General features: G+C 70.0%; 20 protein-coding genes and 1 pseudogene. 15 read left to right on the forward strand and 6 right to left on the reverse strand.

Going from position 1 to position 16,973, the window contains the following annotated elements:
- Positions 1–192: 192 nt before the first annotated feature.
- Together ACXJMZ_RS04285 and ACXJMZ_RS04290 are read right to left on the reverse strand one after the other, a co-directional pair.
- Positions 193–915 (reverse strand): VOC family protein, encoded by a 723-nt coding sequence (locus ACXJMZ_RS04285; RefSeq protein WP_457028624.1) that lies wholly within the window; start codon positions 913–915, stop codon positions 193–195.
- An 84-nt stretch (positions 916–999) separates the two neighbouring features.
- On the reverse strand, positions 1,000–1,308 hold the full coding sequence (locus tag ACXJMZ_RS04290) for a hypothetical protein (RefSeq protein WP_457028625.1): 309 nt from the start codon (positions 1,306–1,308) through the stop codon (positions 1,000–1,002).
- 105 nt (positions 1,309–1,413) lie between these two features.
- On the opposite strand from ACXJMZ_RS04290, the gene ACXJMZ_RS04295 reads away from it, so the two are divergent.
- Both ACXJMZ_RS04295 and ACXJMZ_RS04300 read left to right on the forward strand, forming a co-directional pair.
- The gene (locus ACXJMZ_RS04295) at positions 1,414–1,986 is read left to right on the forward strand and encodes a TetR/AcrR family transcriptional regulator (RefSeq protein WP_457028626.1); all 573 of its coding nucleotides are present in this window, start codon (positions 1,414–1,416) and stop codon (positions 1,984–1,986) included.
- 443 nt (positions 1,987–2,429) lie between these two features.
- Positions 2,430–2,939, forward strand: coding sequence for a hypothetical protein (locus ACXJMZ_RS04300; RefSeq protein WP_457028627.1), 510 nt, complete (start codon positions 2,430–2,432; stop codon positions 2,937–2,939).
- 149 nt (positions 2,940–3,088) lie between these two features.
- Here ACXJMZ_RS04300 and ACXJMZ_RS04305 read toward each other — a convergent pair whose 3' ends face one another.
- Positions 3,089–3,481, reverse strand: a complete 393-nt coding sequence (locus ACXJMZ_RS04305) for a hypothetical protein (protein ID WP_457028628.1) — start codon at positions 3,479–3,481, stop codon at positions 3,089–3,091.
- Positions 3,478–3,768 (reverse strand): hypothetical protein, encoded by a 291-nt coding sequence (locus ACXJMZ_RS04310; protein ID WP_457028629.1) that lies wholly within the window; start codon positions 3,766–3,768, stop codon positions 3,478–3,480. The genes ACXJMZ_RS04305 and ACXJMZ_RS04310 overlap by 4 nt, the downstream gene beginning before the upstream one ends.
- 311 nt (positions 3,769–4,079) lie before the next feature.
- On the opposite strand from ACXJMZ_RS04310, the gene ACXJMZ_RS04315 reads away from it, so the two are divergent.
- The 3 genes from ACXJMZ_RS04315 to ACXJMZ_RS04325 all read left to right on the forward strand — a co-directional run bounded on the left by ACXJMZ_RS04315 (position 4,080) and on the right by ACXJMZ_RS04325 (position 6,160).
- A complete protein-coding gene (locus ACXJMZ_RS04315; RefSeq protein WP_457028630.1) occupies positions 4,080–4,562 on the forward strand; it encodes a macro domain-containing protein in 483 nt (160 codons plus the stop codon).
- A gap of 108 nt (positions 4,563–4,670) precedes the next feature.
- The gene (locus tag ACXJMZ_RS04320; RefSeq protein ID WP_457028631.1) at positions 4,671–5,258 is read left to right on the forward strand and encodes a cysteine hydrolase family protein; all 588 of its coding nucleotides are present in this window, start codon (positions 4,671–4,673) and stop codon (positions 5,256–5,258) included.
- Positions 5,255–6,160 (forward strand): GlxA family transcriptional regulator, encoded by a 906-nt coding sequence (locus tag ACXJMZ_RS04325; RefSeq protein WP_457028632.1) that lies wholly within the window; start codon positions 5,255–5,257, stop codon positions 6,158–6,160. The genes ACXJMZ_RS04320 and ACXJMZ_RS04325 overlap by 4 nt, the downstream gene beginning before the upstream one ends.
- Positions 6,161–6,387: 227 nt before the next feature.
- On the opposite strand, the gene ACXJMZ_RS04330 is transcribed toward ACXJMZ_RS04325, so the two are convergent.
- The gene (locus ACXJMZ_RS04330; RefSeq protein ID WP_457028633.1) at positions 6,388–6,912 is read right to left on the reverse strand and encodes a MarR family winged helix-turn-helix transcriptional regulator; all 525 of its coding nucleotides are present in this window, start codon (positions 6,910–6,912) and stop codon (positions 6,388–6,390) included.
- Between the two features lie 113 nt (positions 6,913–7,025).
- On the opposite strand from ACXJMZ_RS04330, the gene ACXJMZ_RS04335 reads away from it, so the two are divergent.
- The 9 genes and pseudogenes from ACXJMZ_RS04335 (at position 7,026) to ACXJMZ_RS04375 (ending at position 14,752) form a co-directional block, all read left to right on the forward strand.
- On the forward strand, positions 7,026–7,601 hold the full coding sequence (locus tag ACXJMZ_RS04335; RefSeq protein ID WP_457028634.1) for an NADPH-dependent FMN reductase: 576 nt from the start codon (positions 7,026–7,028) through the stop codon (positions 7,599–7,601).
- Positions 7,602–7,753: 152 nt separating this feature from the next.
- A complete protein-coding gene (locus ACXJMZ_RS04340) occupies positions 7,754–8,182 on the forward strand; it encodes a nitroreductase family deazaflavin-dependent oxidoreductase (protein ID WP_457028635.1) in 429 nt (142 codons plus the stop codon).
- A 42-nt stretch (positions 8,183–8,224) separates the two neighbouring features.
- Positions 8,225–8,431 (forward strand): annotated as a pseudogene (locus ACXJMZ_RS04345) (NADP-dependent oxidoreductase); the annotation flags it as partial.
- 403 nt (positions 8,432–8,834) lie between these two features.
- Entirely contained in the window at positions 8,835–9,020 is a 186-nt protein-coding gene (locus ACXJMZ_RS04350) for a zinc-binding dehydrogenase (protein ID WP_457028636.1), read from the forward strand.
- Between the two features lie 113 nt (positions 9,021–9,133).
- A complete protein-coding gene (locus ACXJMZ_RS04355; RefSeq protein WP_457028637.1) occupies positions 9,134–10,969 on the forward strand; it encodes a glycoside hydrolase family 15 protein in 1,836 nt (611 codons plus the stop codon).
- Between the two features lie 24 nt (positions 10,970–10,993).
- Entirely contained in the window at positions 10,994–11,389 is a 396-nt protein-coding gene (locus tag ACXJMZ_RS04360) for a hypothetical protein (protein WP_457028638.1), read from the forward strand.
- 116 nt (positions 11,390–11,505) lie between these two features.
- Complete coding sequence (locus ACXJMZ_RS04365) at positions 11,506–12,585, forward strand: hypothetical protein (protein WP_457028639.1); 1,080 nt, start codon at positions 11,506–11,508, stop codon at positions 12,583–12,585.
- A gap of 38 nt (positions 12,586–12,623) precedes the next feature.
- Entirely contained in the window at positions 12,624–14,258 is a 1,635-nt protein-coding gene (locus tag ACXJMZ_RS04370) for an Ig-like domain-containing protein (protein WP_457028640.1), read from the forward strand.
- A gap of 212 nt (positions 14,259–14,470) precedes the next feature.
- Entirely contained in the window at positions 14,471–14,752 is a 282-nt protein-coding gene (locus ACXJMZ_RS04375; protein ID WP_457028641.1) for a hypothetical protein, read from the forward strand.
- Positions 14,753–14,786: 34 nt separating this feature from the next.
- Here ACXJMZ_RS04375 and ACXJMZ_RS04380 read toward each other — a convergent pair whose 3' ends face one another.
- Entirely contained in the window at positions 14,787–16,250 is a 1,464-nt protein-coding gene (locus ACXJMZ_RS04380; protein ID WP_457028642.1) for an alpha/beta hydrolase, read from the reverse strand.
- A 251-nt stretch (positions 16,251–16,501) separates the two neighbouring features.
- Here ACXJMZ_RS04380 and ACXJMZ_RS04385 point away from each other — a divergent pair, with 251 nt between their 5' ends.
- Entirely contained in the window at positions 16,502–16,966 is a 465-nt protein-coding gene (locus ACXJMZ_RS04385) for a hypothetical protein (protein ID WP_457028661.1), read from the forward strand.
- Positions 16,967–16,973 lie beyond the last annotated feature (7 nt).

The raw sequence follows: 16,973 nt of genomic DNA on the forward strand, positions 1-16,973 counted from the left end.
AGCACGTCGAGCCGCATAGGCCGGTCGTTCCTCCGAAAGAGACCGGGATGCGGCCCAACTCGACTGGTATCGAACCGAACTGACTACTTGGCGCCACTGACCGGCTGAGATGAGGTCAGTACGTCCACGCCAAGCCGGTGCCCCGGTACTCCTCGACATTGCCCGGGGGAACGTGTTCGGACGGAGTCGGAGCTATCGGGTGTGCTGGGTAAGGCCGAACAGAGCACCGGTGGGATCGCGTAGGACCACGTCTCCGTTGGGGTCCTGGCGAACTTCGGTCGCACCGAGCTGCCGGGCCTGTTTGGCGTCGGCGTCGGGTCTGTTGCTGGCGAAACTGACCCGCCAGAGTGATCGCTGTGCCGTTGGTTTGCCTGGCGGCGGGCTGGTGGCGGCGGTGGAGTTGTCCGGCAACCGGAACTCGGTGTGCTCGGGGTTGGAGCTCCAGTGCAGGGCCGGCCGGTAGAAGGCGGCGGCATGCTCGGGGTGGTCGGTGAGAAGGCTGATGCCGGCGAAGGTGCCCGGCTCGTGGGTCAGCTGCATGCCGGTGTGGGTGCCGGGCTGCCAGAGTGACAGTGGTGCGCCGACGGGGTCGAGGGCGACAGCGGCGTGGCCGAGTGTCCCGACCCGGGTGGGTGCCACGATGATCTGGGCTCCCAGGTTCGTGAAGCGGGTGGCGGTGGCTTGGATGTCCGACACGGTGACGTTGATCGTCCAGTAAGGTGCGCCGGGGTCCTCGGCCGGCCCCAGGGCGGCGACGAGTTGTCCGCGCAGGGTGCAGAGCCTGTAGCCGTTGGGGTCCGGTGGGGCGACGATCCAACCGAACAGCGCGGTGTAGAACGCCGTCGTCGTCTCCATGTCGGGGGTGCCGAGGTCGATCCAGCTCACGGTGTTCTCGGGGTGCCGCGTGATGTTCATCGAGATGCCTTTCCGTTGGGGCCGCCTTGCCCTGGTAGTGGAGCGAGGCGGCGTCCAGAGCCGACTCGGCAGTGACCTGCGGTGTCAGGCGTAGTAGGGCGAGTTCAGGTCGATGCTGGCGTCCTTGACGATGTCGCCGTCGAACAGTCGTGTCGTTGCCGGGGCTCCGGCTCGGCGGGCTTCTTCGGCGAAGGGGCCCTGGGCGAAGGCCAGGGCGTTCTCGGCGCTGTCGAACTCGTAGAAGCCACCGATGGTGTGGGTGCCGATCCCGGACAGCCACGTCTTGCGGATCAGACCCGGCGCGGTCTTCAGTGCCGCGTTGACCTGGTGCCACTCGAACTGCTCGAACGGCACTGCCGCCTGGATCTCGGTGTAGAGAAACGTCTTGCCCATAAGGAACCTCCGGGTTCGGGGCCTGCTGGCCCACGTCGACTAGTACGTGCGTCCTAGTAATGTGAGCATGGAGTAGGATGGCCGTACTAGTCAAGGGGGGTTGCGATGGCCACGGACACGAAGTCCCGCATGATCAGCGCAGCGATCGGGCTGCTGCAACGCCACGGCCTGGCCGCGATGTCCTTCACCGACGTTCTGGCAGAGAGCGGTGCCGCGCGCGGGGCGATCTATCACCATTTCCCCGGCGGCAAACAGCAACTCGCGCTCGAAGCCGCCAGCCGCAACGCGGAGGAAGTCCGGGGTCACCTGCACGCACTGCCGGCGCACACGCCACGCGAAGTCGTGGAGGCGTTCCTCGGCAACGTCCGCCCTGTGGTGCAGGCGTCCGCCGGGGGCGGCGGCTGCGCGATCGCGGCGGTCACCGTCGACGGCGGTGCGGCCATTGCCGGTCAGAGCCGCCTGCGCACGGTCGCCGCCGAAGCGTTCACCGGCTGGGTGGGCGAGCTCACCGGAAAACTCGCCCAGGCCGGAATGAGTTCAGCCCAGGCCGCCGATCTGGCCACCCTCATGATCGTCACGCTCGAAGGCGCCCACATCCTGTGTCGCGCTGCGGGCAGCATCGCGCCTTTCGACAGAGCCGCCGCGGCCCTGCTCTCCGCCCTCCCGGGCTCAGGTTGACCCGGTGTCAGAGCAGAACGGTGTGGCGCACTGTAACGATCATGCTTCGACGCAATACCTAGGCCGCACGGCCTTGTCCCGTCGTACTTTCACCGGCCGCCGGCGCCATCAACTCGGCTCGCTGACCGCAGAGTTGGCCCAGGCATGGATGGCCGACTGCATGAGCGTCGAGGCTGCAGCCGGTTGCGTGCGGCCGGTGCGGGACCGGATCACCAGTCGGTGTTCACCGACCGGGTCATTGCCACGCCAGTCGTCCTGAGGTTCCAGCTCCCGCACGGGGCTCGCCGCGAGTACTTCGACGAGACCTACGCGGCAGTCGCCATCCTGATCTCCGACCGCTCCGCGGAGAGGTGAGCACCAGTCAGACAACCCGCCGGGCCAACACGCCCAGACCCTATTCGTACACAAGGCCGTAATCGACCTCGGCACAGGGAGCTTCAAGAGTGCGTGAGATATGGGGGCGGACCCGGTCGGTGTGGATCGCTGCGCTGGACCAGGACGCTGAGGCGCCCGAGCTGGTGGTCAAGAACGAGGCCGGGGTCCGGCGGCTGTCGCGGGTGTTGGAGGTCGGGCCGCCTGAGTCGGTGCCGTGGATGGGTTGGGGCGAGCTCCGGGTGGGGCTGCTGGGTGGCGGAGGTGAACTGCTGGTAGGGATCACCATGCATCTGGCCGGTGGCCTGAGCTCCGAACTCTGGCCAGAGCAGCGGTCGTTGCTGCACCCGGAGGAGTGGGTGGACTGGCTCCGGGCGCAGCGGATGCTCTTCCCGGACCGCCCGGAGGTACGGACGCTCGGCCGTCAGCGCCTCTGGGGGGCGGCGCCCAACCTTGATCTGGTGGTGGCTGGTACGGACGTCCTCCGGCTGGTCTCCGGTGCGGCAACGCCGGAACGGGCACGCTGGTTCGTCGAGGTACTGACCGAGATGGGTCTGACGTACCGCCAGGCCGTGCCGTAGTCTCTGGCCCCCCGGGGTACGGCGAACACCATCACCGGCCGCTCGTGCGCCACAGCCCCGCCCAGCACGGCGGGCAGGATCTCCTCAGCCACGATGCGCACACCCTCGCGGGGGTCAAGCGCGTCCCCAGACACTCCCCCCAGTGCGACCTACGGCGCCAGGCGAGGATCGTCAATGTCGACGGTGGCGATCCCGGGCGGATACAACTCGGGGCGGGCCGTCAGGATCAGGTGCTGCAACGGACGTACCGGAGTGGGCAGGCTGGTGGTGATGACGTGGGCCAGATCCTGGCCCCCGAACCCGTCGCGGACCATCGTCGCCACCATCACCGCGGTACTCGCATCCAGAGGCTCGAACTCCAGCGAGGGCAGCGCCAGAATCGCGTTCGCCGTGCCCTCGTCCTTCACCTCAGCCTCCACCAGGCACAGCACCGGGACCAGCAGATGCTGGAACGGGCTCTGCAGAGCGGAGTCCACCAGGCGGTGCAGGCGCTCGTGGCCGTCGGCCAGCGCGGCCAGTGCACTGGAATCCAGAATGATCACGCGCTACGCCGGGGGGCGACCTTGGCGCGAGCATCCGCCGCAGCGATGTCGTAGACCCGCTGGAGCAGATCCGGACCCTGGTCCAGCTCACTGTCGGTGAGAGTCATCCCGAAGTGCTCCCGCATCAGCCGACGGCCCTCCGTGACACGCTCGGCGATCTGCTCCGCCGTGGGCTGCTGCTCCACCAGCAGAGCCACCTGGGCGCCGATCGTGGTACCGCGGGCCGCCGCGAGGGCAGCCAGCCGGTCACGCGTATCAGGGGAAACCTTGATCGTCGTATCAGCCATACCGCAATCGTATACCGATGGTACTCCAGCGGTATACCGATTCGTCCTGCTGGAACCAAGGACAGCATGCGCCTGCTGCTCGGCCGCAGTTGTCGGTGTGCCGCGATGCCGTCAGCAGCCCATCAGTCCGAGGAACGGAGCCTCCGTGACCGACTGCCTTTTCGACTCTAGCGGGCAGTACATGGCTTTCAGGCGAGACGCGACCGACCGGTTCGTCTTCCCGGGGCGGCCCTTGAGAAGGACCGTTCGCTCGTCATCCGGTGACCAATATTCGGTACGGGGCTGTCGGAGGTGGTGGCTACGCTGCACGGATGGGGGATTCGATCAACTACGTGCGTGGGGATGCCACCGCGCCGCAGGGCAAGGGCGTCAAGGTGATCGCCCACGTCTGCAACGACTTGGGCGGCTGGGGGAAGGGCTTCGTGCTGGCCCTGTCGAAGCGCTGGCCGGAGCCGGAGGCGGCGTTCCGGCGGTGGCACCGGGAGCGGGCGGGTAACGACTTCGGGCTCGGGGCGGTGCAGTTGGTGCAGGTCGAGCGGTACGTGTGGGTGGCCAACCTGGTCGGTCAACGGGGCATCAGGACCAGCCGGTCCCAGGGTGTTCCCGTCCGGTACGAGGCGATCGACGCCGCGCTCGGGCGGCTCGCGCCGCAGGTGGTGGAGCTCGGGGCGTCCGTCCACATGCCCCGGATCGGGTGCGGCCTGGCTGGCGGGCGGTGGTCGAAGGTCGAGCCGCTGATCGAGGCACGGCTGACCGGGGCCGGGGTGGCGGTCACCGTGTACGACCACGACTGACCGCACGGTCGCTGCCTGGCTGCCCGGCTGCCCGGCTGACCGGATCGGTCCGGTGCGGGGCATGATGGTGTCTGTCGCGGGGCTCGGCCGGGCCGCAGGATGGAGCACATGAACAGCGCACTCATCGTCATCGATGTCCAGGAGTCGTTCCGTCAGCGGGAGAACTGGGCCGCCGTGTCCAACCCCGACATCGTGGAGCAGGTGAACAAGTTGGTCGACGCCACCCGGGCGGCCGGCGACCTGGTGGTGTGGGTCCTGCACGCCGAGCCCGGCAGCGGGACGGTCTTCGATCCGGCCCTCGGCCACGTCCGTCCGATCGAGGGCCTGCGGGCCCCCGCCGAGGGCGAGCCGATCGTCACCAAGACCGCCCACAACGCGTTCACCACCACCAACCTGCAGCAGCAGCTCACCCAGCGCGGGGTGCGGGAGGTGGTGATCAGCGGCATCCGTACCGAGCAGTGCTGCGAGACCACCGCCCGGGTCGCCTCGGACCTCGGCTACGACGTCACCTTCGTCACCGACGCCACCGCGACCCACCCGATCGAGCACTGGGACGCACCGGCGGGCCGCAGCCTGGCCGAGATCCTCGCGGACCCGCTCACCCTGACCACTGATCAGATCGTCACTCGCACCGAGTACGCCCTCGCGGGCCGGTTCGCCCGGGTGACCACCGTGAAAGAGCTGACCGGATCGTGACCCACGTCGTCTTCCTGCTCGTTCCGCAGCTGCATCTGCTGGACCTGGCCGGGCCCGCGCAGGTGTTCTCGACCGCGACGGACCACGGTTGCGACTACCGGGTCAGTTACGTGGCCGAGCAGGAGGACGTCCCGTCCGCGCAGGGCCTGATGCTGCGGGCCGACACCAGCTGGCCGGACCTGACCGCCGAGGACCTGCTCGTGGTGCCCGGCTGGCGCGCCCCCACCCTGCATGCGAACGGCGGGCTGCGCCCCGCCACGCTGGAGCGGCTGACGGCGCATCACGCGGCGGGCGGCACGGTCGCCAGCATCTGCGCGGGCGCGGACGCCCTGGGCCGGGCCGGGCTGCTGGACGGCCGCCGCTGCACCACCCACCACGACGCGCAGGACGAACTCGCCCGCTGCTACCCCCGGGCCACCGTGGTGCGTGACGTGCTCTACGTGGTGGACGACCGGGTGGTCAGCTCGGCGGGCATCGCCAGCGGCATCGACCTCGCGCTGCACCTGGTCGCCGTCCGGTACGGCCCGGCGGTGGCCGCCCGGGTCGCCCGCGACATGGTGGTCTACGCCCGCCGCAACGGCGACGAACAGCAGCACAGCGCCCTGCTCCGGCACCGCACCCATCTGAGCGACGCCATCCACCGGGTCCAGGACCTGATCGACACCCGCTACACGGACCGGCTCGGCCTCGCCGACCTGGCCGCCGCCTCCGGCGTCAGCGAACGCACCCTCACCCGCCGCTTCTCCGAGGCCACCGGCCTGACCCCGCTGCGCTACCAGCAGGAACTGCGCCTGGAACGCGCCGAACACCTGATCGCCCACGGCAGTACCGTCGAATCCGCCGCCCGCACCGTCGGCTTCCAGGACGCCCGGATGCTGCGCCGCCTGCGGGCGAGGGCCTGACACCCGGTCAGCAGCCCGGAAATTCCCGGCCCTCGCCCCGGGCCGCCGGGTAGCATCCGGCCCTTCGAGGGTGCGCCGTCGCGGAGTGCGCGCCAGGCCGAGGCACCGCCTCGGACCCCCTTTCCACCCACCTACAGTCCCGGCACGGCCACAGCGGGGACGCCCAATATGACCGGTCGGCCTGCCGGCCGTCGCCCGGCCCCCGCGCCAGTGGGTGTGCGGTCGGGCTAGGACCCCGGTTCGGCGACGTCGCACGGGTCGGATGTGCTGTCGCAGGGGTCGGCGGCCAGGTCCATGTCCCGGACGTCGCAGGCGATTCGGCTGAGCAGAGCCCGGAACGCTTGGCGCTCATTCTCATCGAGCGTCTCAAGGAGCCGGTCTTCGGCTTCCCGTACCTGCCGCTGCAGGTCCTGGAGGGTGTGTACGCCCTGGGCGGTGGCGACGATCTTGCGCTGGCGCCGGTCGGTGGGGGTGAGCCGACGCTCGACCAATCCCGCCGTGACGAGGTCGTCGATCAGGTAGGTCATGACTGTGCGGTCGATCCCCAAATACGTGGCCAGGGCGAGCTGATTTTCCTGGTCACCTCGGACGACGACGGCGAGAGTCTGGTAGCCGCGGGCACCCTGCGGGATGTCATCGAGGGCCGACGCGACGACGGTCCGGTACGCGCGTATCAGGACGAGGAGGGAGAGACCGAAGTCCCCCGCGGAGTCGACATCGTCGGCCGGTGTGGTCGGTGTCCCGGTGCCCATAAAAGGAATTGTACCCACCCAGTCATTGTTGGACAGATCATCTGCACAGCATGCGATCTATTGGACAACGCACTTCCGCAGACGAAGCGCCGCAGAATGAGAAGGCAAACGTCATGCTCAAGATCGGCATCATCCTCGGCAGCACCCGCCCGAACCGCAACGGTGAACAGGTGGCGAAGTGGGTGCTCGACATCGCCTCGCGCCGCGACGACGCCGAGTTCGAGCTCATCGACCTCCGCGCCCACCCCCTGCCGCTCCTCGACGAGCCGCTTCCGCCCTCGTTCGGCCAGTACCAGCACGAGCACACCAGGCAGTGGGCGGCCAAGATCGCCTCGTTCGACGGGTTCGTCATCGTGACCCCCGAGTACAACCACGGCATCCCGGGTGTGCTGAAGAACGCCCTCGACTTCCTCTACACCGAGTGGAACAACAAGGCGGTCGGCTTTGTGTCCTACGGCGGGGTCGGCGGCGTACGGGCCGTCGAGCACCTCCGCGCGGTCGCCGCCGAGCTCCAGATGGCCGACGTACGCCAGCAGGTCGCACTGTCGATGATCACCGAATTCGAGAACTTCAGCGTCTTCAAGCCCGGTGCCTACAACCTGCCCGCCCTGAATACGATGCTCGGCCAGGTCATCGCCTGGAGCGCTGCGCTCGCACCGCTGCGGATGGCCCAGGCCGTCGCCGCCTGAGCCGCCCGCCGGGCTCAGTTCACCCATCTGCGGTGTACAAGAAGTCCCGCCATGTCCTAAGCCGAGACGTCCAATTGGGCCGAGAAGGCACGCCTGCCTGAAGAGGATCGGTCCCCGGCCGTGCGAATTACCTTGATGACAGGAGGTTCGACATGAGTGAAGTACTCGACCGGAACGCGAAGATCATCGCAGAGTTCCGAGCGAACGAGGGCAGGGTCGGCGGGGTCTTCGAGGGCGCTCCGTTGGTTCTTGTCCATCACCGCGGCCGCAAGAGCGGGCAGGAGTACGTCAGCCCGACGATGTACCTCCCGCACGACGCCGCGCCGGACATCGTCTACGTATTCGCTACCAAGGGCGGAGCACCCACCAACCCGGACTGGTACCGCAACCTGACCGCCGCCGGTGATGGCACCCTCGAACGCGGCGCTGTGACCTACCAGGTGACCGTCCACGAACTGATCGGCGCGGAACGCGACCGCATCTACGCCGAGCAAGCGCGGCGTTACCCCGGCTTTGCCGAGTACGCACGCCGGACTGCCGGAATCCGCGTCATTCCCGTGCTCGAACTCCGGCGGGTGTAGCCCGCACCCCTGTCGGCTTCAGCGAGTCGAAGGAGAAAGATCATGCCCAAGGCGGTCAGGTACGACGAGTTCGGCGGGATCGACGTGTTGCGGGTCGACGAGGTGGAACGCCCGGTGCCCGGGGACGGGCAGGTCCTCGTACGCGTGAAGGCAGCCGGCATCAACCCCAGTGAGGCTGTCATCCGCACGGGGGCGTTGGCGGACATGTTCCCGTCGACGTTCCCGTCCGGGCAGGGCAGCGACCTCGCCGGGGTCATCGAGGAGGCCGGCGCCGGGGTTGCCGGATTCTCGCCCGGCGACGAGGTGATCGGATTCAGCAACAAGCGGGCCTCCCAGGCCGAGCTGGCCCTGGTCGAGGCCGGTGACCTCACGCGCAAGCCGGAGAAGGTCTCATGGGAGGTGGCCGGCAGCCTGTACGTCGTCGGCGTGACCGCATGGGGGGCGGTACACGCCGTCCAGCCAAAGGAGGGCGAGACCGTCGTCATCTCCGGAGCCGCCGGGGGAGTCGGCTCGCTCACCGTCCAGCTCGCGCGCCGTACCGGGGCCACGGTCATCGGCCTGGCGAGCGAGAGCAACCCTGGCCCTCGCCCTCGGCGTCGCGACCGATCGGGTCGACACCATCGCCGATTTCGCGGCCGCCGAGAAGCACGGGGTGAAGACCGACGGAGGGGGCGCGGCCGGGCCGGGCGCCAAGGTGCTCGCCGAGCTTGCCGCCCTGATCGCCGACGGACACCTCGAGGTGCCGATCGCGAACGTCTACCCGCTGGGACAGGTCCGCGAGGCCTACACCGAACTCGAACGCCGCCACACCCACGGCCAGATCGTCCTCAGGCCGTAGTACTCCGCGCCACCAGACCGCTGACCAGCCCAAGAGCGAGGTAGGACTGGAGTACTAGCATGAAAAAACAAGGCTTCATCTCCAGGCCCGGGCCCCAGCGGCAGGGAGCCGGTATGGCGTTCGACACGACTGGTTTCGAGCAGGCGGACAACAGCCGCTACATGCCGATCTCCGAGCACGGCCTGATCGGCGACCTTCGTACGGCCGCGCTGGTCGGCACGGACGGCACCATCGACTGGTACTGCTGTCCGCGCTTCGATGCGCCCAGCGTCTTCGGGTCCATCCTCGACGCCGACCGGGGCGGGTCGTTCGAGTTGGCCGCCGAGGTCCCGACCCGCACTCGGCAGTTCTACTTCCCCGACACGAACGTGCTGATCACGCGGTTCTTCGCCGCGGACGGGGTGGCGGAGATCCAGGACTTCATGCCAGTTGTCGACGAGTCGCGCGAGGCAGCCAGGCACCGGCTGATCCGGCGGGTGGTCTGCGTCCGCGGGACCCTCCCCTTCAGGGTGCGGATCGCCCCGCGCTTCGGCTACGGCGCCGAAGCGCACACCACGCACCTCGAAGGCGACGCGGCGGTGTTCCGCTCCCCGTCACTGACGCTCGCGCTGACCGCCACCGCACCCCTGGAAAGCGACGGCCTGGACGTGTGGTCGCACTTCAAGCTCCTTGAGGGCGAGTCCCACGTGTTCGCCCTCGACCAGATCGGCGACGACGTCCCGCCCCGGTCGTGCCCGCGCGCCGAGGCGCAGGAGCAGGCCGAGGCGACCGTCCGGTTCTGGCGCCACTGGCTGGCCGGTTCGCGCTACCACGGGCGGTGGCGGGAGATGGTGAACCGCTCCGCACTGGTGCTGAAGCTCCTCACCTACGCGCCGACCGGCGCGATCATCGCCGCACCGACCACAAGCCTGCCCGAGCAGATCGGCGGGGAGCGCAACTGGGACTACCGCTACGTCTGGGTCCGCGACGCCGCCTTCTGCATCTACGCCCTCCTGCGCCTCGGGTTCACCTCGGAAGCCGAGGCGTTCATGGGGTTCATCGGCGAGCGCGGCATCCTGCGCGGCACCGGTGCGAGCGGCCCGTTGCAGATCATGTACGGCATCGACGGGCGCAGCGAGCTGCCCGAATACGAGCTGCCGCACCTGGAGGGACACCTCGGCTCCGCACCGGTCCGGGTGGGCAACGCCGCCACCGGCCAGCTCCAGCTGGACATCTACGGTGCGCTGATCGACTCGATCTACCTCTACGACAAGTGGGGGCAGCCGATCAGCAGTGACCGCTGGGACGAGGTCGGTGCCGTGGTGGACTGGCTGTGCGAGCACTGGGACCAGCCCGACGAGGGAATCTGGGAGACCAGGGCAGGCCGGCGGAACTTCGTGTACTCGCGGCTGATGTGCTGGGTCGCGCTGGAACGCGCGATACGCATGGCGAACCGCCGCGGTCTGCCGGCGGACCTGCCGCGCTGGCGGGAGTCGCGGGACGCGATCTACCGGCAAATCATGCGGCGCGGCTGGTCGGCCGAGCGAGGGGCGTTCGTCCAGGGGCTGGACGACCATGTGCTGGACGCCTCGCTGCTGATGATGCCGATGGCCAAGCTCATCTCGCCCACCGACCCCAAGTGGCTCTCCACCCTGGACGCGCTCACCACGGACCTGGTCTCCGACTCGCTGGTCTACCGCTACGACCCGACCGCCAGCCCGGACGGCCTGCACGGCCCTGAGGGCACCTTCTCGATCTGCTCCTTCTGGTACGTGGAGGCGCTGGCCCGGGCTGGCCGGCTGGAGGAGGCCAGGCTCGCCTTCGAGAAGATGCTCACCTACGCCAACCACCTCGGTCTGTTCGCAGAGGAGATCGGCCCGACCGGAGAACAGCTGGGCAACTTCCCCCAGGCCTTCACCCACCTCTCGCTGATCAGCGCCGCTTTCAACCTCGACCGCGCGCTGGGCTGACGCAGCATCACCGCCGGGACGGCGGTGCCCGAAGTGTTGCTGCGGGTCTGGCTCGCCCTTCGTGGCACCGCCGCCGGCCACCGGGCCGCGATCATCACCGTGCTCGCCGAGCTCCAGCACGAACGCCTGTGGGCCTGGACCCTGCTGGGCGCCGACACCTGGGGCCGGTTCCGCGAGTGTGTCGAGGTGGACGGAGCGACCTGGCACGTTGTCGTGGCTGGGCTCTCGCCTGGGTGCTCGTGGCGGACCACCACTACCGCGTCACCAACCCCGTGCTCGCAACGGTGGGCCGCCGGGTGTGACCGGCCGTCAGGGGGTGCCTTACTCCTGGGCGCGGAGTACACGGTGCGCCGGGCGGTGCTGCCGAGCCGGTCCGGCCAGAGCAGCCCCCGCTCGGCTGTCAAGTGGCGCATCTGCTAATTAATGAGGTGCCTATTCCCTGCAGATGCTGGTCTGACAGTCCCTTAGAGGTCGTAGATGCGAGTCATCAGAATGTACCGGCGCGGCCGATCCGACCTCAGTAAGGGAGAACGCACATGAGAACAGGACTGTCACGGCGTCGTGTCACCGGCAAGGTGCTGGCCGCCGGTGCCGTACTGGTGCTGGCGGTGCCGGGAATCGCGTACGCCAACACCGTGGGGGTGACGGTGAAGACTCCCGGGGCCACCCTCGGGCCCGCCGGTACCTTCGCCGAGATCTCCACCCACGCGGACTGCGGCAGCGGCCTGATCTCCGGCGGTGGGATCAACCAGGCCATCGGTACCGGCAGTTCGTCCAACGGCAACAAGGTGAACGGCACCTCGCCCAGCCCCGACGGCAGCACCGAGTACACCGGTTCCACCGGGGTGGTCGGCACCGACGTCACGCACTGGCTCGCCATCGGCGGCAGTGGTGGAGCGGTCAACAGCGACTTCTCCACCACTCCCTACGCGATGTGCTTCAGCAGCAGCCTGATCAACCACACCCAGGTGGTCATGAACAAGATCGCCGGGCCCACCACGAGTGCGACGGTCGGCCTGGTCACCGCCACCTGCCCGGCCAACACCCGGCTGCTCGGTGGCGGCGCCCGCATCACCCCGGCGAGCGTCGGCAGCCTGAAGCCGATCGCGAGCTTCCCCAGCTTCAACAACTCCGCGCACGACTACGGTCAGAAGGCCGCGGCCGACGGGGAGACCAACCCCGACTCCTGGACGGCGGTCGGCTGGAACGGCGGTGGCGGCAACAGCGGGAACACCACCTACGCGTACGCCATCTGCAGCGGCAACAACATCGACATCAGCGGTGCCACCGTGAAGGTCCGGCACAGCGAGGTGAGCGGTCCGACCGCGGGGACGGCGGGCCTGACCGTGACGGTCGGCTGCGGAGGGAACGACGGGAAGCTGGTCAGCGGCGGCGCGGCGATCAGCGGCGGCAGCGTCACCACCACCGACTTCACCGGGCCCGGCTCGGTCGGCGACCACCTCAACGGCTCCTTCCCCAGCGACTCCGGCGGGAGCCCGGTCGGGGACGGGGCCACCACGGCGGCGTACTGGACGGCCTTCACCCACACCGGTGCGCCCAGTTCGCCCAGCACCTACACCGACGCCTGGGCGCTCTGCGCCAACGACGGCATCTGACCCACCCTCAGCAGCTCCGAGAGGCAGTAGCAGCTCCGATGACCCACCCTCGTACCACCCTGTCGCGATCCAGGACACTGATCGCGCTCAGCGCCACCGGCCTGCTGGCCGCCGTACTGGCGCCGCTCACCGCAGCGGCCGATCCGGCGTCCGCGCCCACGCCCTCGCCCTGTGGCAGCGGCGGCGTCCTCACCACCTCGCCGCCCAGCTGTGTGTACACCGCGACGGGTACGGACACCTTCACCGTCCCGGTCGGGGTGACAGCCGTGAGCGTCGACCTGTTCGGCGCCGAAGGCGGTAGCGCGGCGGGCTTCGTTTCCCCCAATCCGCCGAACGCGGGCGCGCCCGGGGGCCTGGGCGGTGAGACCCGGGCGACCCTGGCGGTGAGCGCGGGTCAGGCCCTCCAGATCACCGTGGGAGCCGTCGGAAGTTCCGGCACGTCCCGGCACGGCGAGTACGCCCGGCCCGGCGGAACCGGCCACGGAGCCGGTGGTGGCGGTGCGCACGGCGGCGGGGGGTCCGGCGGCGGTGGCTCCGACCTTCGGGTCGGGGCGTTCGGTCCGACCGACCGGATCCTGGTAGCTGGCGGTGGTGGCGGGGCCGGCAACGGCGGGCCCCAGCTGCGCGGCGGAGACGGCGGCGGCCCGATCGGTGGGCGCGGCGGCCAGGGTGGCGGGCCCGAAGGGTCCGGTGTCGCGGGCGGCGGCGGTACCCAGAGTGCGCACGGCGCTCGTAACCCCAACTCCCGCCTGGGCGGCCCCGGTGGGGAGGGGAGCGACATCGACCCCAACACGGGCCTGCCCAACCCCGGCAGCGGCGGCGCCGGTGGCAACGGCGGACGGGGCGGTAACGGCGGTGGCGGAGGAGGCGGCGGCTACTTCGGCGGCGCGGGCGGCTCCGGCGGCGGTAACCCGGACAACCTCCCCGGCGCGGGCGGCGGTGGTGGCAGTGGCTACGCGGCCGCCTCGGCGGCCGACGCCGTCCTCGCCCCGGGCGTGAACCACGGCAACGGCCGGGCCGTGGTCTCGTTCCGCTACGGGACGTCGGTCGCGCTCGCCGCGGACACGTCCACCCCGCTGTTCGGACACGCCGTCACCTTCATCGCCACGGTCGCCCCGGCGAACCCGGCCGCAGGCACCCCGGAGGGGGCGGTCACGTTCTCGGACGGGGCCACCGCGCTGGCGACCGTCCCGCTGAGTGCCGGTCAGGCCGCCTTCCGAGCCGAGGGGTTCCAGCCCGGGGTGCACGCTGTCACGGCCACCTACGGCGGAGCGCCCGGCTTCGTGCCGAGCACGACGGCCGGGCCCAGGCAGGTCACAGTCGGATTCAGTCGGCCGTGCCTGACGACGGCCCACCACGGACCCCTGACGGTGGCGGCCGGTGAGGCGATCTGCCTGGCCGCAGGCGCCAGCCAGTCCGGTCCGCTCACCGTCCGGCCCGGTGGGGCCCTGGCGGTGTCGGACGCCGAGATCAACGGTCCGCTGTCCGCCGCCGGCGCCCTCGCCGTCACGGTCTGCGGGTCGCACCTGACCGGCCCGGTCACCATCCAGGGCAGCACCGGCCCGGTGCTGTTCGGCCCGGACCACGGGGCGGCCTGCTCGGCCAACACGGTCAGGGGACCGCTGACGGTGGACGCCGACACGGTCACCGGGCCCGGTGACCAGCACCGGTAACGCGGGCGGCGAGGACGCCTTGGCGTGACGCTCGCCGACCCGGGTCGGGCCGCTGCCGAACTCGGCCGGTTCGCGGTGGCCCGACCCGGGACCGCCGCCCGCGGACCGCCGGGTGTCCCTTTGACGCCGCCCCAAGGCAGAATGTGCGCATGGCAACTTGAAGAGCACCAGCCGGACGGAAGTCATGGCGCCAGAGGGGAAACGGCTGGTCCGTGCGCGACGGTGACCGCTGGATCTGCCTCGTGTGCCACGAGCCTGTCCGCTCCTACCAGTACCGCTTCCATCCGCCCGAGTCCTCCGGCTTCGAGCGTTGCATCGGTTTTGCCTGGTGCTCGGGGTGCCGGATCTACTCGGGCACCATGGTCCACGTTCCTCGCAAGCGCGTCCTGGTCGACGCCCTTGCCTCGCTACCCGCCGATGACCGCGACCAGTTGCTCCGGAAGGAGGCCGCACTGATCGAGTATCTCGACAGCCGAGGCCTCGGTCGGCACTGACCGGAGCCCCTGCCGCTTCAGCATGTTTCTAGGGTCAGCACAGAATGTCACGGCCCGGGCGGTGGCCGGTGGTGAGGAAGTCGGTCACCAGGCGGTCGCCGCAGGCGTTCCCGTTGGCGGCGTACGCGTCGTGGCCGCCGGAGTCGACGGCGACCATCCTGGCCCGGTTGCCGAGGACCTGACGGAGCTTCAGGGCGCCGCTGTACGGGGTGGCTGGGTCGCGCAGGTTCTGCACCAGCAGGATGTTGGACGGGCCGTCCGGCGTGACGCGGACCGGCGGTTCGGTGGGCGCGGGCCAGAACGCGCAGGGCATCACGTTGACCGGCATCCCGGCGGTGAGCGGGTGCTCGAGCCGGCTGGCGGCAACTGCCTTGTCGTACGCGGGAGTCAGGCCCGGCCAGCGCACGTCGTTGCAGAGGACGCCGACCGAGACGGCGACGGTGTTCTGCAGCGCCTCGTCCGGCAGCGCCCGCACGACGGGCAGCGGACGGGACCCGAGCCCGGCGAGCACCAGCCGGGCCAGGGCGGGGAACTTCTCGTCGTCGTACAGGCTCTCCAGCATCGTCTCGCGCAGCGCATTGCCGTTCAGCACCGGCGGGTTGGCGCCGGGCCACGGGAGCGGATCGCGGTCCAGCCGGTCGGCGAGGGCGAGGAAGAGCGGCCGCACCTCCTCGGGGGTGGCAGCCAGCCGGTCCGGGTTCTCCGGGGCGGCGGCCCAGGCGGCGAAGTCCGGGAAGCGGTCCTCGACACCGGCCCCGAAGGCGGCCAGCCAGCCGCGCCCCACCTTGTCGGGGTCCGGGTCGTCGTTGCTGTCGAGCAGGATCCGGTCGGTGCGGCCCGGGAACATGGTGGCGTACACGGCGCCCGCGTACGTGCCGTAGGAGACACCCCAGGCGGACAACTTCCGTTCGCCGAGCGTCTGTCGGATCCGGTCGATGTCGCGGGCCTCGTTGGCCGTGGAGAGACTGCGCAGCACCGGGCCGCCGTTGCGCAGACAGGTCTCGGCGACCCGGCGGGCGGTGTCGGTGTTCCCCGTGATCGACCCGTCCGGGGCGGGCCAGGGCCGGAGCTTCACCATCGCCAGGTCCTCGTGCGCGAGCCCGCAGTCGACCGGTGTGCTGCGCCCGACGCCGCGCGGGTCGAAGCCGATGATGTCGTAGGCGTCCCGGACCGACTGCGGCAGCTGTTTCGCCGCCTTGGACGGGCCGTTCAACCCGCTGCCGCCCGGCCCGCCGGGGATCATCAGCAGTACGCCGCGCCGTCGTTCGGGGTGTTCGGCGGCGATCCGGGAGACTGCGAGAGTGATCTGCTGCCCGTGCGGTTCGCGGTAGTTGAGCGGCACGGTGACGGTGGCGCACTGCTGGCGCTGGTCCGGACTGCCGTCCGGACAGGCTGTCCAGCCGAGTGCGGGCCGGGCCGGGCCGGCCTGGGCGAGCGGGGCGGAGAGGGTGAGCACGGAGGCGGTGACGGTGGCCAGGACTGCGATGCGGTTTCTCATGCTCCGGAGTCTTGTCGATCACCGGGCCCGCACCCATCCGGCCAGCAGGTCGGACGGGGGTGGGGAATACCCCACCCCCGAAGGTGAGTTGACGGACGGTCTGTCCCGGTGGAGCTCAGGCCGGTTGAGCGGGGGCCTGCACGCGAAATCCTCCGGTCTGTAGGCTCCTCGGGATGATCGGACAGGCGCATGAGCCTTCCTCATCCGCACGCTGACGCACAAGGACTTGCCGAGGGGGACGCCGGGTGGCGATGGAAGTGTGGGCACCGCTGTTCTCGCTCGCGGGCGTCGCCCTCGGCGGTGGCCTGACAGCGCTCTCCCAGCGTGCCACTCAGCGCTCCGCTGAGCGGCTGGAGGTACGGCGCCAGGCAGCGGCCACCAGCGAGGTGCGCCGGGCAGAGCAGCTGCTGGCGATCAAGGACTTCATCGCCTGCGCCCAGGATGCCGAACGGGCGGCCTACAGCCGTCCCGAGGCATGGGGCGATGACGAAGACTGGAACAGTGCCGCTTCGACTGCCATGACCAGGCTCTGGATCGCGGAGCGGCACCTCGTGCTACTCGGCGACGCGGACCTGCACGCCCCTGTGCACACATACGGTCGGGCACTCAACCAGGCAGTGTGGCGAGAGATCGGCGACGTCGAGGTCAATGACCACCTTGAGGAACACAAGATCGCCTTCATGACCGCAGCACGCGCGAGCCTCGCCGCCCCTTGAGCCCGAG

The organism is Kitasatospora sp. P5_F3 (assembly GCF_054049135.1).

Excerpts from the sequence above, each read along its gene's own strand:
- ACXJMZ_RS04295 (WP_457028626.1), top strand. The coding sequence starts at position 1,414 with ATGGCCACGGACACGAAGTCCCGCATGATCAGCGCAGCGATCGGGCTG.
- ACXJMZ_RS04380 (WP_457028642.1), bottom strand. The coding sequence starts at position 16,250 with ATGAGAAACCGCATCGCAGTCCTGGCCACCGTCACCGCCTCCGTGCTC.
- ACXJMZ_RS04285 (WP_457028624.1), bottom strand. The coding sequence starts at position 915 with ATGAACATCACGCGGCACCCCGAGAACACCGTGAGCTGGATCGACCTC.
- ACXJMZ_RS04355 (WP_457028637.1), top strand. The coding sequence starts at position 9,134 with ATGGCGTTCGACACGACTGGTTTCGAGCAGGCGGACAACAGCCGCTAC.
- ACXJMZ_RS04320 (WP_457028631.1), top strand. The coding sequence starts at position 4,671 with ATGAACAGCGCACTCATCGTCATCGATGTCCAGGAGTCGTTCCGTCAG.
- ACXJMZ_RS04335 (WP_457028634.1), top strand. The coding sequence starts at position 7,026 with ATGCTCAAGATCGGCATCATCCTCGGCAGCACCCGCCCGAACCGCAAC.
- ACXJMZ_RS04385 (WP_457028661.1), top strand. The coding sequence starts at position 16,502 with ATGGAAGTGTGGGCACCGCTGTTCTCGCTCGCGGGCGTCGCCCTCGGC.
- ACXJMZ_RS04365 (WP_457028639.1), top strand. The coding sequence starts at position 11,506 with ATGAGAACAGGACTGTCACGGCGTCGTGTCACCGGCAAGGTGCTGGCC.
- ACXJMZ_RS04340 (WP_457028635.1), top strand. The coding sequence starts at position 7,754 with ATGAGTGAAGTACTCGACCGGAACGCGAAGATCATCGCAGAGTTCCGA.
- ACXJMZ_RS04330 (WP_457028633.1), bottom strand. The coding sequence starts at position 6,912 with ATGGGCACCGGGACACCGACCACACCGGCCGACGATGTCGACTCCGCG.
- ACXJMZ_RS04370 (WP_457028640.1), top strand. The coding sequence starts at position 12,624 with ATGACCCACCCTCGTACCACCCTGTCGCGATCCAGGACACTGATCGCG.
- ACXJMZ_RS04290 (WP_457028625.1), bottom strand. The coding sequence starts at position 1,308 with ATGGGCAAGACGTTTCTCTACACCGAGATCCAGGCGGCAGTGCCGTTC.
- ACXJMZ_RS04310 (WP_457028629.1), bottom strand. The coding sequence starts at position 3,768 with ATGGCTGATACGACGATCAAGGTTTCCCCTGATACGCGTGACCGGCTG.
- ACXJMZ_RS04315 (WP_457028630.1), top strand. The coding sequence starts at position 4,080 with ATGGGGGATTCGATCAACTACGTGCGTGGGGATGCCACCGCGCCGCAG.